This window comes from Halorarum salinum (assembly GCF_013402875.1).
Taxonomy (GTDB): Archaea; Halobacteriota; Halobacteria; order Halobacteriales; family Haloferacaceae; genus Halorarum; species Halorarum salinum.
Genome location: NZ_CP058579.1, coordinates 1,499,362 through 1,514,114, shown reverse-complemented (window position 1 = coordinate 1,514,114; position 14,753 = coordinate 1,499,362). Strand labels below are relative to the sequence as shown.

Here is a 14,753-nt window from a genome sequence, read left to right as displayed (position 1 = left end):
GGTAGGGGACGACTGAATGCCGGCGTTATCGGGGGAGTAACTAATGCGGACTCGTCCCCGAAACGACTCGTAGACATGACGCGTCAGACAGGTGTCGGACGGTTCGGTCGAACCGGAAATGGGAGCCTACCAGGACGCAGTCTCGCGGTTTCGGGCCGCGATTCGCCCGACGCTCTCTCAGGAACGATAGCCGCATCACAAACCTTTTATTCACGCTGGGATTGTCTCTCGCCTAATGAGGAGGGGAGATAGATGAAACTCGCACTCGTCGGCTTCGGTCAGGCGGGGGGGAAGATCGTCGACTCGTTCGTTGACTACGACAGTCGGACCGGGAGCGACATCGTCCGCGCGGCGGTCGCGGTCAACACGGCGAAGGCCGACCTGATGGGGCTGGAGAACATTCCGAACGAGCAACGCGTGCTCATCGGTCAGTCGCGCGTGAAGGGTCACGGCGTCGGCGCCGACAACGAGCTCGGCGCGGAGATCGCCGAGGAGGACATCGACGAGGTGCAGGGCGCGGTCGACTCCATCCCGGTCCACGAGGTCGACGCGTTCCTCGTCGTCGCCGGCCTGGGAGGCGGCACCGGCTCGGGCGGCGCGCCCGTGCTCGCCAAGCACCTCAAGCGCATCTACACGGAGCCGGTGTACGGGCTGGGCGTCCTGCCCGGCTCGGACGAGGGCGGCATCTACACCCTCAACGCGGCCCGGTCGTTCCAGACGTTCGTCCGCGAGGTGGACAACCTCATGGTGTTCGACAACGACGCCTGGCGCAAGACCGGGGAGTCGGTGTCGGGCGGCTACGACGAGATCAACGAGGAGATCGTGAAGCGGTTCGGCATCCTCTTCGGCGCCGGCGAGGTCGAGGCCGGCCAGGAGGTCGCCGAGTCCGTCGTCGACTCCAGCGAGATCATCAACACCCTCTCGGGCGGCGGCGTGTCGACGGTCGGCTACGCGAGCGAGGAGGTCGAGGAGCGGTCCTCGGGCGGCCTGCTCTCGCGGCTCACCGGCGACGACGGCGGCAGCGACGGCCTCGACACGGCCCACACGACGAACCGCATCACCTCGCTCGTCCGGAAGGCGGCGCTCGGCCGGCTCACGCTCCCCTGCGAGATCGAGGGCGCCGAGCGCGCCCTGCTCGTCATGGCCGGCCCGCCCCAGCACCTGAACCGGAAGGGGATCGAGCGCGGCCGCAAGTGGCTCGAGGAGCAGACCGGCTCGATGGAGGTCCGGGGCGGCGACTACCCCGTCTCCGGCTCCGGCTTCGTGGCGTCGGTCATCCTGCTGTCGGGCGTGACGAACGTCCCGCGCATCAAGGAGCTCCAGCAGGTGGCGATCGAGGCGCAGGACAACATCGACGAGATCAGACAGGAGAGCGACGAGAACCTTGACAGCCTCGTCAGCGACGACGAGGACGAACTCGAGTCGCTGTTCTAGCGATCCCGCCACGGATGCACGCGCTCGTGCCGTTCGCGGCCGAACGGCCGAAGACGCGCCTCGCAACGGTTCTCTCGCCCGACGAGCGACGGTCCTTCGCCGACGCGATGCTCTCGGACGTGCTCTCCGCGCTGGAGGAGGCCGGGTTCTCGCCGCGCCTGCTCGCGACCGAGTCGACGGGCCGGGACGTGCCCGAGACCGTCGACGACCGGCCCCTGACGGAGGCGGTGAACGCCGCGCTCGTCGACCACGATCCGTCGCCGGACCGACCGCTCGCGGTCGTCGCCGCGGACCTCGCGCTCGCGACGCCGGCGGCGCTCTCGTGGCTGACCGCCGACGGCGACGTCGTGATCGCGCCGGGTCGCGGCGGCGGGACGAACGCGCTCGCCGTCCGCCACCCCGGGTTCCGGGTCGACTACCACGGCGCGTCGTACCTCGACCACCTGCGGAGGGCGCGGGACGTCGGTGCGAGCGTGCGCGAGGTCGACTCCTGGCGGCTCGCGACCGACGTGGACGAGCCGTCCGACCTGGTGGAGGTGCTGGTACACGGCGAGCGCGAGGCGCGGGACTGGCTCGTCGACGCCGGGTTCGAACTCGAGACGGGTGACGGTCGCGTGGACCTCACCCGGACCGGGTGAGCTCGCGCTCCGCGTCCTCGACTGCGTCCAGGATCGGATCCAGTTCCGATGCCCCGTCGGTCGGCGCGACCGCGTCCCGCGCCCGGTCGTACTCGAGGAACCCCGCGTCCGCCAGCTTCGGGACGTGGGTGTGGTAGAGCGACATGTAGACCCGCGTTGCGTCCCCCGGCGTGACCTCGGTGATGGGGGTTTCATCCTCCCGAACCGCGATCTCGTCGGCCAGGTCGGCGAGCGACATCGGCCCCCCGTGGGTCCGGAGCAAGTCGAGGACGTCCCGTCGGCGCCGGTCCGCGAGCGCGTCGAACAGTTCGTCCGGCGAGCGAGTTCGCTCCACCGACGAGTCGGACTGCTGGACGTCGGTCGCCTCGCCCGAGTTCTTCGTCATCCCCCCGACGTTGTTCGCCCACTGCCATAAGGGCGGAGACGCGACATTCACGGTGTTTATGGCGCGGGGCACGGCCGAAGCGCCCGGCGAGGATTCCAGTTCGTCGGTCACGGTCCGCTGCTCCCGCCCGTCGGTCACGGCCGACGCTACTCCCGCCCGTCGGACTCGTCGGTTTCGATAGCCAGCGTGTGCCGGACGAGGTTCGTCGTGGCGCGACGGAGCCGCTGGGACACCGCGTTCGAGGAGACGCCGAGGACGTCCGCGAGTTCCTCGATGGTGACGGTCCGCGGCACGTCGAAGTACCCCTCCCGGAGCGCGGTCATCAGCGTCTCGTGCTGCTCCTCGGTCAGCCCGTACTCGCGCTGTCGCGGTGCGTCGGGGCGCGCGATCATGTGCACCTCGAACCGCCGGCCGCGCTCCTCGAAGTACTCCCGGAACGACGTGACCTCTGCCTCCGTGGTGAACCGTAGCCTGAGGCGCCAGTCGGCCCCCCGGGCCGTGGCCTCCAGGATGATCGCGTGCTGGTCGATCATCTCCGTGATCAGTTCACGGACGGAGTCGGACCACTCCACCCCGTACAGCACGTCCCCGTCCGCCCGTTCGATGACGATCACGTTCTCGACGGTCGGATCCCGCCGAATCGCCTCGAGGAACGATTCTCGGTCGCCGTCGGCGGCCCAGAGGAACGGAAGTATCCACTCGGGGCTGTGGGAGGCCACCCGTTCGGCCTCGACGGCCACGTCCGGTTCGGCCGCCAGCGCGTCGGCCAGCGCGAACGACTCGGCCGGGACGGAGACCTCGACGACGACGCTCACGCGACGGGTTGGCCGGGAGCGCGGATAAGAACGCCGGCGGTCGGCTTCGGCGTCGCGACGGTCGACCTCGGTATCAGTCCCGCGACCTACCGCTCCAGGCTGGTCACGATGCCCTTCGCCGCCGAGAACTCGTCCTCGTTGACCCCGTGGCCCATCCCCTCGTAGATGCGCTCGTCGACCTCGGCGCCCAGGTCCTCGAGGACGTCGCGCGTCTCGTGGACCCGCTCGAGCGGGATGTGCGGGTCGACGTCCGAGCAGCCGAGGAACGCCGGCGTCCCGTCGAGGTCGCCATCGTACTCCCGGGGAGTGCCCTCCGGACCGACGAGTCCGCCCGAGAAGGCGATCAGACCGCCGTACCGCCGCGCGTTCCGGGCGACCCACTCCGAGGAGAGGCAGGCGCCCTGCGAGAAGCCGAGGAGGGCGACCCTGTCGTGGCCCACGGCGTCGGCGGCCTCCGCGACCGTCCCGCCGAGGAACTCGAGCGCCGAGTCGAGGTGGGGCTGGTTCCGCGCGGTCTCCTCCATGAACGAGTGGGGGTACCAGGTGTGGTTCGCGGCCTGCGGGGCGAGGTAGGCGACGCGGTCGGTGCCGAACTCGCCGGCCATCCCGAGGATGCTCCGGGCGGTCGCGCCCCGCCCGTGGACCGTCACCACCGCCGCACGCGCGTCCGCCAGGTCAGCCCCGGCCGTGGCGACCGGCTGGCCGGCGTGGGGACCCTCAGTCACGCGTCGCCACCCCCGCTTCGGCGTCGCCGACGGTTCCGTCCGTGGTCCCGTCGGCGTCGCGGACGGCGGGTTCGGCGGCGGCAGACAGCGGCGGCAGCGCCGACTCGACGCGTTCGCGGTCGTCCTCCAGCCAGTCGGGCAGCTTCAGCTCCCCGCCGAGCGCCTCGACCGGTTCGTCGAGGTCGAACCCCGGTCCGTCGGTGGCGAACTCGAACAGCACGCCGCCCGGCTCGCGGAAGTAGATGGAGCGGAAGTACCGGCGGTCCTTCACGGGCGTCGCGTGCTGCCCGCGCTCGCGAAGCGCCGACTGCCAGGCGACCTGGGCCTCGTCGTCGGGCACGCGGAAGGCGACGTGGTGGACCGAGCCGATGCCGCCGCCCGCGGGAGCCGCGTCGGGTCGCTCGACGAGGTCCACGACCGCCGCGCGGTCGCCCGCGCCGCGGAACCGGGTCCGGTCGGCCGCCGCCGCCTCCTCCTCGTAACCCATGAACTCGAGCAGGTCGGCGGTCGCGTCGATCTCCGCGAGCCGGAGGGTGACGCCGTGGAAGCCGCGGATCCGGCGCTCCTCGGGGACCGGAGAGTCGGCCCACGGCTCGACGCCGCCGAACGGCTCCTGCGGGCTCCGCCCGCTTCCGTCCGAGGCGCTTCGCGCCTCGCGCTCCACGAGTTCGAGTTCCTGCCCGTCGGGGTCGGTGAAGGGGAGCACGCGAGCGCCGAACCGCTCCTCGGGTTCGCGCACCTCCACGCCCCGGGACTCCAGACGGTCGCGCCAGTAGTCGAGGCTGCCCTCGGGCACCGCGAACGCGGTGGCCGACGCCTCGCCCGTGCCGTTGCGGCCGCGCCGGCCGCCGCCGAACGGGAACGCGGTGTAGACGGTGCCGGGCGTGCCGACCTCGTCGCCGTAGTAGAGGTGGTAGGTCGTCACGTCGTCGAAGTTGACGGTTCGCTTCACGAGTCGCAGGCCCAGCACGTTCCGGAAGAACCGGACGTTCCCGTCCGGGTCGCCGGACATCACCGTCACGTGGTGGATGCCCTCGATGGGGTCCGGGTGATCTGGTCGGGTCATGACTCCGCGTAGGCGAGCCGGTCGGATAAGACCTCCCGAACGGCCGGGTCACCCGGTTACGCGGGTGTTACTGGCCATGGTACGCGGCTGCCGGGGGTCCCGGTGAGGACGTTCGGAAGAACGGCTCCGTCGAAGGCCTCCACGGGAGGTACGCACTGACTCGAGGGGGTCAGTACGGCGGGATGACCGAGCGATAGCCAAGTCGATGGAGTTCGAAAAGCCGTCGGTACGGCCGGAGATTCGACGGGAGGAAGCGCGTCCTCGCAAACTGGTCCCAAACGCTTTCTCTTTTTCACACGTCGTCCCCGGACGTGAGACATCGAGCGGGAACCGTCATCGGCCTCGGCGCTAGCCTGTCACTCATCGCCGTACTCGGGTGGGCGTACGTTCCCCAGACCACGCGAAACGTCAACGCCTACTACGCGTCGGGGATGGTCAATCCCCTGGCCGCCGGAATCCTCGCCCTGGGAGTCATCGTCGCGCTCGTCGCGACCAGTCGGGGCCGTCTGTCAGCCCAGCAGGGCGCGGGAATCGTCCTCGGCTTCGGTCTCGGCGCGTTTGCCATCGTACTCCTCTGGGTCGTTACCGGACGTGTCGACGTGTTCCTGGCACCGGGCTGGGCGTTTCCGGCGCAACGATGGGTTCTTCTCGGCGTCTCCGTGCTGCTCCTGATCGGCGCTGGATGGCACGCCAGGACGCTTGGTCTGCTCTCGCGGTCCCGGTGAACGGTACTCGCAGTACGTCGTCGGTCGGCTAGTTCCACGGATAGTCCGTGGCGGTAGGCCGGGGGGAGCGAACCTGAACCGTCAGTCGAGCGTCGTTTTCGCGCTTCCGCAGCGGGGGCATCGGTGGAACTCGTACGTACCGTACTCGTTCCCGACCTCGGCGAAGAACTGCTGTCCACAGGCGTGACAACGAAAGTCCGGCATGACCCTTTGCTCTTCGCGGCCGGTCGCCGAATCCGTTTCCATTCACAATCGGACGGTTCGGTCACCGAGGACGCACCTGACGGTAACGTCCGCACTTCCACCGAACGACCGTTTCAGTCCCGGTCGTGTCCGGTGGAGCGGGTTCAAGGGGACCGAAGGGACGACCGAGACGAGTCGTCCGGGACGTCCCTCGCGTCTCGGCTCGCGGCCGGCTGTGGACCGGCCAGTCGCACCGATCGCCCGGTCGTCGAGAGGAGGAACCCCGCCCTCCCATCGCCGCGACCGACTCCCTTTTGGGGACTCCGACACCACACGTTCCCGTGTTCCCCGGCGCCACCGAGTACGACGTGGACGTGTCGGTCGACGACGAGGCGGTCGACCGGCTCCTCCAGGTCACCCCCGAGGACGTCGAGGCGGCGCCGGAACTCACCTTCGCCCGCAACGTCTTCCTCCCGCTCACCACCGCCTGCCGGTACACCTGCACCTATTGCACCTACTACGACGTGCCCGGCGAGGCGAGCCTCATGAGCCCCGAGGAGATCCGCGAGCAGTGCCGCCTCGGCGCCGACGCGGGCTGTACGGAGGCACTGTTCACCTTCGGCGACAAGCCCGACGACCGGTACACCGCCGTCCACGACCGGCTGGACGAGTGGGGGTACGACGACATCGTCGACTACCACGCCCGCGCCTGCGAGATCGCGCTGGAGGAGGGGCTGCTCCCCCACTCGAACCCCGGCGACCTCACCCGGGAGGAGTTCGAACGCCTGCGCGAGGTGAACGTCTCGATGGGCGTGATGCTGGAGACGACCGCCGACGTGGCCGCCCACAGCGGCGCCCGCCGGAAGTCGCCGGGCCAGCGGCTCGACACGATACGGGCCGCCGGCGAGGCGCGCGTCCCGTTCACGACCGGCATCCTCGTCGGCATCGGGGAGGACTGGCGCGACCGCGCCGAGTCGCTGCTCGCCATCCGGGAGCTCCACGAGCGGTACGACCACGTCCAGGAGGTGATCGTCCAGCCGGTCGTCCCGAACGAGCGCTCCGACTACGACGGTCCCTCGACGGGGACGATGCGGCGCGTCGTGGCGATGGCCCGCGCCGCGCTGCCCGAGGAGGTGTCGGTGCAGGCGCCCCCGAATCTCGCACCAGTGCGCGACCTGCTCGACTGCGGCGTCGACGACCTCGGCGGCGTCTCCCCCGTGACCGACGACTACATCAACCCGGACTACGCGTGGCCCGCGCTCCGCGAACTGGAGGCGATCGCCGAGGACGGCGGCGTCCCGCTGTCCGAACGGCTCCCCGTGTACGAGCGCTATCTCCCGCGGGACCTGGGCGGGTCCGCCGACGCCCCCGGCGCCGCGGACGGCGCCTGGATCGCGGGCCGGACGCGCGAGGCCGTCGCGGCGGACGGGTCGACGGACAGCCGGTTCCGCGCGGCCCTCGAAACCGGCAAGAACGACCTCGACCCGTGACGGCGGTTCCCGGGCCGTTCCGGCCGCGCTCCCGCGGGACGCGCGGGAAGCCGCACGCCGACTCCCGTGTCGCGCGTCACCGCTCCGCACGAATGCTGCCCGCATCCGGGAGTAGGCGTAGAACTCGCCCCCTGACGAACGGGCATGGTCGTTCGTGACGAACGTGCCGCCCATGAACGCGGTCGAACGGTGGAAACGGGAGAAACACCCGCTGGACGTCGTCGAGGACGTCCGCGAGTACGCCGAGGAGGGGCTCTCGTTCGACGAGATCGAGGCTCGGGCCGGCGACGGCGAGTGGGAGCGGCTCAAGTGGGCCGGGATGTACGCCCACGGGCGCCAGGACGGCTACTTCATGATGCGGACGAAGGTTCCCGGCGGCCGGCTCACGCCCGAGCAGGCCGAGGTGATCGGCGAGGTCGCGGACGAGTACGCGACCGCGCCCCCGGAGCACGGCGGCGCCGAGCAGAACGAGGTCTGGGGGGACGCGTTCCTCGACGTCACCACCCGTCAGGACGTCCAGATGCACTGGATCGAGGTCGAGGACGTGCCCGCCGTCTGGGAGCGGTACGACGAGGTCGGCCTCACCACGATCCAGGGCTGCGGCGACTCCGCCCGCAACGTGCTGGGCTGCCCGGCCGCCGGGCTGACCGACCACGAGTGCTTCGACGCCCAGCCAGTGGTCGACGCCGTCTCGGACTTCTTCACGGAGAACCGGGAGTACGCGAACCTCCCCCGCAAGTTCAAGATGACGATCACGGGCTGCCGCGAGGACTGCGCGCAGTCGCAGATCAACGACGTGGGGCTCACCCCCGCCAGGAAGACGGTCGACGGTGAGGCGAGCGATGCGAGCCGAGGCCCGTCGGACTCGTCCGACGGAGGTGAGGAGCTGTACGGCTTCCACGTCCGGGTCGGCGGCGGCCTCTCGGACGGCCCGCGGATGGCCTCGCCGCTGGACGTGTTCGTCCCGCCGGGGGACGCCGTGGAGTTCTGCCGCGCGGTCGCCCAGACGTTCAAGGAACTCGGCGACCGGAACAACCGGGGCGTCTGCCGGATGCGCTACCTGGTCCAGCAGCTCGGCCCCGGGAAGTTCGAGGAGGCGGTCCGCGACCGCTGCGACGTCGACCTGCCCACGAGAGGAACCGACCGCACCGTGGGGTACACCGGCGACCACGTCGGCGTCCACGAGCAGAAGCAGGACGGCCTGTGCTACGTCGGCTTCAACGTCATCGCGGGCCGGATGGGCGGCGACGAGTTCGCCGCGGCCGCCCGCGCCGCCCGGAAGTACGGCACCGACGACGCCACGGTCAGGCTCGCCACCGACCAGAACTTCCTGATCACCCACGTCCCCGAGGCGAACGTCGACGATCTGCTCGCGGAGCCGTTCGCGGCGGACTACCAGCCCGACCCGGGGCCGTTCTCGCGAGGCGCCGTCGGCTGTACGGGCTCGGAGTTCTGCAACTACGGCATCATCGAGACGAAGAACCGCGTCCGCCGGTGGGCGAAGGAGCTGGACCGCCGCATCGACATGCCGGACGACCTGGAGGTCGTGCGGATGCACATGTCGGGCTGTTCGGCCTCCTGCGCCCAGCCGCAGATCGCGGACATCGGCTTCAGGGGGGAGACGGTCAAGGTCGAGGACGACCCTGCGAGCACGAACGAGGAGGGCGACAACCTCGTCGAGGGGATGGACTTCGGCCTCGGCGGCAGCCTCGGCTCGGACAACGAGTTCCTCGACTGGGTCGAGACCGCCGTGCCCGCGGGGTCGATCATCCCGGCGCTGGAGGAACTGTTCGCGGCGTACGCCGATCAACGGCGCGACGGGGAGCGATTCTACGAGTGGTGCCGCCGCGTCGACAACGACGAACTCCGGACCCTCATGCGGCGCGCCGACGCGAACGTCGCCGGAGGTGTCGCGGCAGATGACTGACGACCAGCGCCGGGATGAGCGGCACGCGGTGAACGCGCCCGCCGACGTCGCGCCCGAACTCGTCGAGGACGCCGCCGGGGCCGAAGCCTCCAGCGAAGCCGGTGCCTCCAGCGAGGACGACGCCACGGGACGGCCGCTTCCGCGCGTTCCGGGGTCCGGGGAGACGAGCGACGAGGCCACGGTGCCGCCGACGAGCGGATCCAACGACCCCGGAACCCGTGCCGACCACACCCGAATGGACGCGAAGCCGATCCGATTCTATCGGGGCGAGGAGCCGGAGCGTGACGATGGCGAGCGCGGCGACGGAGCCGGAACCGGCGAGGACGCTGACGCCTGTGGCTGTGGCGGCAACTGCGGCTGCGGGCACGAGCGGGAGGGGACTACCGACGGCCGACGAGCCGCCGCCCCGGACGGCGGCGCGACGCCTGCGAACGTCGACGGCGAGGGGAACCTCCGGGACCTTGAGTTCACGCCGCCGGCCGAGGGCGCGAGCCAGGACCTCGAGGACGGCGACCCGACCGACCGCCCGAACCCGCCCGGCGGCGTCGACCTCGACACGCCCGGCTACGCCATCCGGGAGGGGATGAACGACATCGAGACGCCCGACGGGAAGACGTGGTTCATGGAGCTCGACGCGGCCGTCGTCGACGAGGGGCGCTGCATCCAGTGTGGCACCTGCGTCGCCGCCTGCCCGTCGGACTCCATCGGCATCGGGGAGGACGACCTCCCGGAGCTCGTGAAGATGTGCACCGGCTGCTCGCTGTGCTGGGACTTCTGCCCGCGCGGCGGCCTGCGCTACGAGCGCCAGTGGAAGATCACCGGTGGCGAGGACAACGTGACGGGCGCCGGCGACCCCATCACGGAGTTCTCCGCGAAGGTGGAGGAGTCGTGGCGCGAGAACGCCCAGGACGGCGGGCTCGTCACGTCGGTCCTGATCCACCTGCTGGAGGCCGGCGAGATCGACGGCGCGCTGATCGCCACCGAATCCGAGGAGGAGCCCTGGAAGGCCGAGAGCTTCCTCGCGACGACGCCGGAGGAGCTGATCGCGAACGCGGGGAGCTTCTACAACCAGACGATGGCGCTCGGGAACCTCGACGTCGAACGGTGGGCCGAGAAGCTCCCGGAGAAGGACCCGGCGGACCTCTCGCTGGCGCTCGTCGGGACGCCCTGCGAGATCGAGGGGATCCGGGCGCTCCAGGACTTCGAGTGGGACTACGCCTCACAGGAGGCGGGCATCCGTGCCGTCGACTACACCATCGCACTGATGTGCACGAAGAACTTCAACTACGAGCGCCTCGTCGGCGAGCAACTCGCCGAGAAGCGAGATATCCGGCCCGGGGACATCGGGAAGCTCGACGTCCTCCACGGGGACATGATCGTCTACGACACCGACGGCAACCTCCTGCTGGAGGAGGACATCGAGGAGTTCCACGGCGCCGCGCTGAAGGGCTGTGACGAGTGCGCCGACTTCACCGGCTACTGCGCGGACCTCACGGTCGGCTCGGTCGGATCGAGCGACGAGTACTCCAGCGTCATCGTCCGCACCGAGCGGGGGCTGAAGGCGTGGGATCTGACGGAGCCGGACCTCGACTACCACGACCTGGAGGACCGCTCGGCCATCGGCGGCCTCCAGTCGTGGGACAAGAAGAAGGCGTTCGCGTCGCTGGAGCGGCCGTTCGACCCGGACGCTCCCCGGTTCATCGAGTACACGGAGCACGCCGAGCGCTACGGGACGGAGCCGAACCCCCACGAGGCCGACCACTAGCGCTACGACCAGCCACGACGGGCGGCCGGGGGCGACGAGCGCGAGCGGTCGACACGCGGCCGGCGCCACCAGCTTCTTTATAAGTCCGTTCGAAACCGGGGCCGATGGACCCCGTTGCGCTGCAGCTGGGAGCCGGCGCGCCGTTCGCGAACGTCGAGGCGTACCTCAGGCGGGCGCTGTTCTTCCTGGTCGCGTTCGTCGTCGTCTACCTCGCCGGGAAACTCGTCGTCGCCCCGCTCGTCCGCCGGACGCTGGACCGACGAGGGTTCGAAGCGGGCGTGACGGGGCTCGCGGACAGTCTCGTCGCCGTCCTCGTGTTCTTCGCCGCGCTGGCGGTCGCGTTCATGGCCGCCGGCTTCCCGAGTTTCCTCACCGCCGCCGCGACGCTCGGGGGCGCGCTGGCGCTGGCGGTCGGCTTCGCGGCCCAGGACCTGATCGGCAACTTCGTCGCCGGCGTGTTCATCCTGAAGGACCGGCCGTTCGAGGTGGGCGACTGGATCGAGTGGGACGACACGGCCGGCCGCGTGGAGGACATCGACCTCCGGGTCACCCGGGTCCGCACGTTCGACAACGAGCGGATCACCGTGCCCAACGGCGAGCTGGCGAACAACCCCGTAACGAACCCGGTCGCGTACGACACGCTCCGGCAGAAGTTCGTCTTCGGCATCGGCTACGACGACGACATCGACGAGGCGACCGACTGCATCGTCGAGGAGGCCGAGGCCCACGCGGGGATCCTCGACGAGCCGGCCCCGTCGGTCCGCGTCGAGGAGCTCGGGGACTCGGCGGTCGGCCTCCAGTCGCACTTCTGGATCGAGGATCCCGACCGCTCGGACTTCGTCCGCGTCCGCTCCGAGTACGTCCAGGCCGTGAAGGAGCGCTTCGACGCGGAGGGGATCGACATGCCGTACGTCCACCGACTGCTCACCGGCGAGGTCGAGGTGCTGGAGGACGTAGCCGGTGATTAACCAAGTTCCGTGCCCGTCGCCGGCCACCATGGGCCGACCGGGCGTGCACGCCTCAAAAGACACATATCCTCCGGCGCCGCAGGTAGGGTCAGCGTGACCCTCCGCTCCCGCCTCCGGGCCGCGTTCGACCGGGCCTACGAGGGCGTCCTCCGCCGCGAGGTCGACGGCGCTCCCGAACACGTCGCCATCATCCAGGACGGCAACCGTCGCTACGCGCGCGAGCACGGCGGGGACGCCCCGGACGGCCACCGCGCCGGCGCGGACACGACCGAACGGGTGCTCGACTGGTGTGCCGACCTCGGCGTCGAGGAGTTGACCCTGTACGCCTTCTCGACCGAGAACTTCGAGCGGCCCGAGGAGGAGCTCGAACCGCTGTTCGACCTCCTCGAGTCCAAGCTTCGGGAGTTCGCCGACGCCGACCGCGTCCACGAGCAGTCGGTGTGCATCCGCGCGCTCGGCGACGTCGGGATGCTCCCCGACCGGGTCCGCGACGCGGTCGAGTACGCGGAGGATCGGACGGCGGGATACGACGGGTTCACCCTCAACATCGCGCTGGCGTACGGCGGCCGGAACGAACTGCTCGGCGCCGTTCGGGAGGTCGCCGACGACGTGGCCGACGGGAGCCTCGCCGCGACCGACGTCGACGTCGACGAGGTGGAGTCGCGGCTCTACCGCCGTCCGGTCCGGGACGTGGACCTCATCATCCGGACCGGCGGCGACGAGCGCACCTCCAACTTCCTCCCGTGGCACGCCAACGGCAACGAGGCGGCGGTGTTCTTCTGTACGCCGTACTGGCCGGAGTTCTCGAAGGTCGACCTCCTGCGGGGCGTCCGCACCTACGAGGCCCGCGAGGAGTCGTGGCGCCGCGCCCGGACGAAGCGGGCCGTCGCGCTCGTCCGCTCGCTCGCCGCGACCGAGACGGAGGCTGCCCGCGCGGTGGCGAGTCGACTGCACGAGACGCTCCCCAGCGGCGACGCCGCCGAGGTGGACGAGGCGCTGGAGTCGACGGGCGAGACGGCGGACTGATCAGGCGCGCTCCGCCGGGGTTCCCCCCCTCGGTTCGGACCCGTCAGTAGCCTCGACGCGTCGCTTCGCCAGCACCCCGCCGAGCGCGCCGAAGATGAGCGGATACGCCAGCCCGGCGACGATGACCGGAATGCCGGCCGGCGAGGCGACGACGGCCGTGCCGCCGGGGGTGGTGGCCGACGCCGTCGGCAGGAACGCGCCGAGCACCATCGCCGGCGTGTAGCCGACCGCGACGCTCGCCCCCCCGCTCGGGGCCATCGCGAGGGTGATGCCGCCCGAGCGGACGAACGCGTACCCCGCGGCGACGAGCAGCGCCGGCGGGACGAGATACAGCAGGAGCGCGACGCCGCCGAGGGCGTTCAGGAGGTTCACGTTCGTCAGCGCCGCGCGCCCGGCGAACACGTCCGTCGTCGGCAGCGACGCGGGGACGAGGTGGGCGTCGTACCAGAGCCAGCCGGCCACCGTCGCGGTCCCCGGCTCGAACACCTCGCGCATCGGCGCCGGGTCGCGCAACTCGCCGGGGAGTTCGAGCGCGAGGATCGCCGAGCGGCGGAGGGTCGCGAGGGCGAACGCGGGGAGGTAGCCGAGGAGGGCGGCCGCGAGGCCGAGCGCGGCCGAGCGCCGGAGCGGGACGTTGGTGAACGCCATGCGACCCCGACGAACTGTCAACACTTAATTATTTGTCCCGAACTGACGACGACGATTCCGTCGATCCGCCGAACGTGACCGGAGGTCCGACCGGCCGTCAGTGCCCGCCCGAGACGAGGTGCAGCCCCACGATGCCGACGACGATGACCGAGATGAACGAGACGCGCGCGATCGACGCCGGTTCGTCGAACAGCGCGATGCCGAGCGTCGCGGTTCCGACCGCGCCGATGCCCGTCCAGACGGCGTAGGCCGTGCCGATGGGGAGGTCCTTCACGGCCTGCGCGAGCAGGACCATGCTGACGACGAGCGCTAGGGCGGTGCCGGCCGTCGGGAGCGGCTTCGTGAGGCCCTCGGAGTACTCGAGTCCGATGGCCCAGGCGATCTCGAACAGGCCGGCGACGAGGAGGACGAACCACGACATTTCGTCTGGGGGGTACGCCCGTGGGTGGGCTATCGGTTCCGGTTCGCCTGGCTCGTGGTTCGCGCCCTCGTCGAGTGTTCAGCAGCCGTGGGAACTCGGAACGCCTCGGAAGCCCCCGCGGATCTCGGCTCGGTGCGGCCGCTGCGCTCCTCGCGCTCGCTCCGCTCGCGCTGTGGTGCTTGACGGTCCGCGCCTTCCCCGAGACCCGCGACCCCTTCCATTCCCACCCTGCCGAAGTTCGGCCGAGCGTCGCAGCCCTGACTACCGACCGCGCACGCCGTCGGTAGTCCGGCGAGCGTTGGCCGGTGGACGGTCGACGGGATGCGGCGGGCGCAATCGCGAGCGACCCGTGGGAGCGAGCCGCGCCCGCCGGGGAGGCCCGGGGACACCACGCGATGGCATCCGACCGTCCCACGGGGCGGGACTGAAAGGGGCCGGCTTCTGCGGGAAGCACGACGACGCAAGCACCGCAGGAACGAGCCCGAAGGTCGAGTAACGAGGAGCGCAGCGAGGCGCGCGAGCGCAGAAGTCGGCCCC

14 protein-coding genes are annotated in these 14,753 nt (G+C 70.7%); 8 read left to right on the top strand and 6 right to left on the bottom strand.

The features are described from left to right. Positions 1-252 precede the first annotated feature (252 nt). Together HUG12_RS07220 and cofC are read left to right on the top strand one after the other, a co-directional pair. Entirely contained in the window at positions 253-1,434 is a 1,182-nt protein-coding gene (locus HUG12_RS07220) for a tubulin/FtsZ family protein (RefSeq protein ID WP_179268113.1), read from the top strand. A 14-nt stretch (positions 1,435-1,448) separates the two neighbouring features. Next, a complete protein-coding gene (gene cofC, locus HUG12_RS07215; protein ID WP_179268112.1) occupies positions 1,449-2,072 on the top strand; it encodes a 2-phospho-L-lactate guanylyltransferase in 624 nt (207 codons plus the stop codon). On the opposite strand, the gene HUG12_RS07210 is transcribed toward cofC, so the two are convergent. The 4 genes from HUG12_RS07210 to HUG12_RS07195 all read right to left on the bottom strand — a co-directional run bounded on the left by HUG12_RS07210 (position 2,056) and on the right by HUG12_RS07195 (position 5,063). Beyond that, positions 2,056-2,457 (bottom strand): DUF7344 domain-containing protein, encoded by a 402-nt coding sequence (locus tag HUG12_RS07210; RefSeq protein WP_179268111.1) that lies wholly within the window; start codon positions 2,455-2,457, stop codon positions 2,056-2,058. The genes cofC and HUG12_RS07210 overlap by 17 nt on opposite strands. Positions 2,458-2,603: 146 nt before the next feature. Further along, complete coding sequence (locus HUG12_RS07205; protein WP_179268110.1) at positions 2,604-3,272, bottom strand: helix-turn-helix domain-containing protein; 669 nt, start codon at positions 3,270-3,272, stop codon at positions 2,604-2,606. Between the two features lie 86 nt (positions 3,273-3,358). Continuing rightward, entirely contained in the window at positions 3,359-3,997 is a 639-nt protein-coding gene (locus HUG12_RS07200; protein ID WP_179268109.1) for an alpha/beta hydrolase, read from the bottom strand. Then, positions 3,990-5,063 carry a ring-cleaving dioxygenase gene (locus HUG12_RS07195; protein WP_179268108.1) on the bottom strand — a complete coding sequence of 358 codons (1,074 nt, stop codon included), beginning with the start codon at positions 5,061-5,063 and terminating at the stop codon, positions 3,990-3,992. The genes HUG12_RS07200 and HUG12_RS07195 overlap by 8 nt, the downstream gene beginning before the upstream one ends. Positions 5,064-5,374: 311 nt before the next feature. Between HUG12_RS07195 and HUG12_RS07190 the strand changes: the two genes are divergently transcribed. From HUG12_RS07190 to uppS, 6 genes are all read left to right on the top strand, one after another. Beyond that, positions 5,375-5,788, top strand: coding sequence for a DUF7548 family protein (locus HUG12_RS07190; RefSeq protein WP_179268107.1), 414 nt, complete (start codon positions 5,375-5,377; stop codon positions 5,786-5,788). A 524-nt stretch (positions 5,789-6,312) separates the two neighbouring features. Next, positions 6,313-7,461: a 7,8-didemethyl-8-hydroxy-5-deazariboflavin synthase subunit CofG gene (gene cofG, locus HUG12_RS07185; protein ID WP_179268106.1), complete on the top strand. Its 1,149-nt coding sequence runs from the start codon at positions 6,313-6,315 to the stop codon at positions 7,459-7,461. Positions 7,462-7,633: 172 nt separating this feature from the next. Then, entirely contained in the window at positions 7,634-9,388 is a 1,755-nt protein-coding gene (locus tag HUG12_RS07180; RefSeq protein WP_179268105.1) for a nitrite/sulfite reductase, read from the top strand. Then, positions 9,381-11,153, top strand: a complete 1,773-nt coding sequence (locus HUG12_RS07175) for a Coenzyme F420 hydrogenase/dehydrogenase, beta subunit C-terminal domain (protein ID WP_179268104.1) — start codon at positions 9,381-9,383, stop codon at positions 11,151-11,153. The genes HUG12_RS07180 and HUG12_RS07175 overlap by 8 nt, the downstream gene beginning before the upstream one ends. Positions 11,154-11,257: 104 nt before the next feature. Continuing rightward, positions 11,258-12,121 carry a mechanosensitive ion channel family protein gene (locus tag HUG12_RS07170; protein ID WP_179268103.1) on the top strand — a complete coding sequence of 288 codons (864 nt, stop codon included), beginning with the start codon at positions 11,258-11,260 and terminating at the stop codon, positions 12,119-12,121. Positions 12,122-12,214: 93 nt separating this feature from the next. Then, entirely contained in the window at positions 12,215-13,147 is a 933-nt protein-coding gene (gene uppS / locus HUG12_RS07165; RefSeq protein WP_179268102.1) for a polyprenyl diphosphate synthase, read from the top strand. On the opposite strand, the gene HUG12_RS07160 is transcribed toward uppS, so the two are convergent. Beyond that, positions 13,148-13,795: a hypothetical protein gene (locus tag HUG12_RS07160; RefSeq protein WP_179268101.1), complete on the bottom strand. Its 648-nt coding sequence runs from the start codon at positions 13,793-13,795 to the stop codon at positions 13,148-13,150. 97 nt (positions 13,796-13,892) lie between these two features. Continuing rightward, positions 13,893-14,216: a quaternary ammonium compound efflux SMR transporter SugE gene (sugE, locus tag HUG12_RS07155; protein ID WP_179268100.1), complete on the bottom strand. Its 324-nt coding sequence runs from the start codon at positions 14,214-14,216 to the stop codon at positions 13,893-13,895. Positions 14,217-14,753 lie beyond the last annotated feature (537 nt).

Coding starts and splice junctions, on each gene's coding strand:
- HUG12_RS07220 (WP_179268113.1), top strand. CDS start 253: ATGAAACTCGCACTCGTCGGCTTCGGTCAGGCGGGGGGGAAGATCGTC.
- cofC (WP_179268112.1), top strand. CDS start 1,449: ATGCACGCGCTCGTGCCGTTCGCGGCCGAACGGCCGAAGACGCGCCTC.
- HUG12_RS07210 (WP_179268111.1), bottom strand. CDS start 2,457: ATGACGAAGAACTCGGGCGAGGCGACCGACGTCCAGCAGTCCGACTCG.
- HUG12_RS07195 (WP_179268108.1), bottom strand. CDS start 5,063: ATGACCCGACCAGATCACCCGGACCCCATCGAGGGCATCCACCACGTG.
- HUG12_RS07180 (WP_179268105.1), top strand. CDS start 7,634: ATGAACGCGGTCGAACGGTGGAAACGGGAGAAACACCCGCTGGACGTC.
- HUG12_RS07175 (WP_179268104.1), top strand. CDS start 9,381: ATGACTGACGACCAGCGCCGGGATGAGCGGCACGCGGTGAACGCGCCC.
- HUG12_RS07170 (WP_179268103.1), top strand. CDS start 11,258: ATGGACCCCGTTGCGCTGCAGCTGGGAGCCGGCGCGCCGTTCGCGAAC.
- HUG12_RS07160 (WP_179268101.1), bottom strand. CDS start 13,795: ATGGCGTTCACCAACGTCCCGCTCCGGCGCTCGGCCGCGCTCGGCCTC.
- sugE (WP_179268100.1), bottom strand. CDS start 14,216: ATGTCGTGGTTCGTCCTCCTCGTCGCCGGCCTGTTCGAGATCGCCTGG.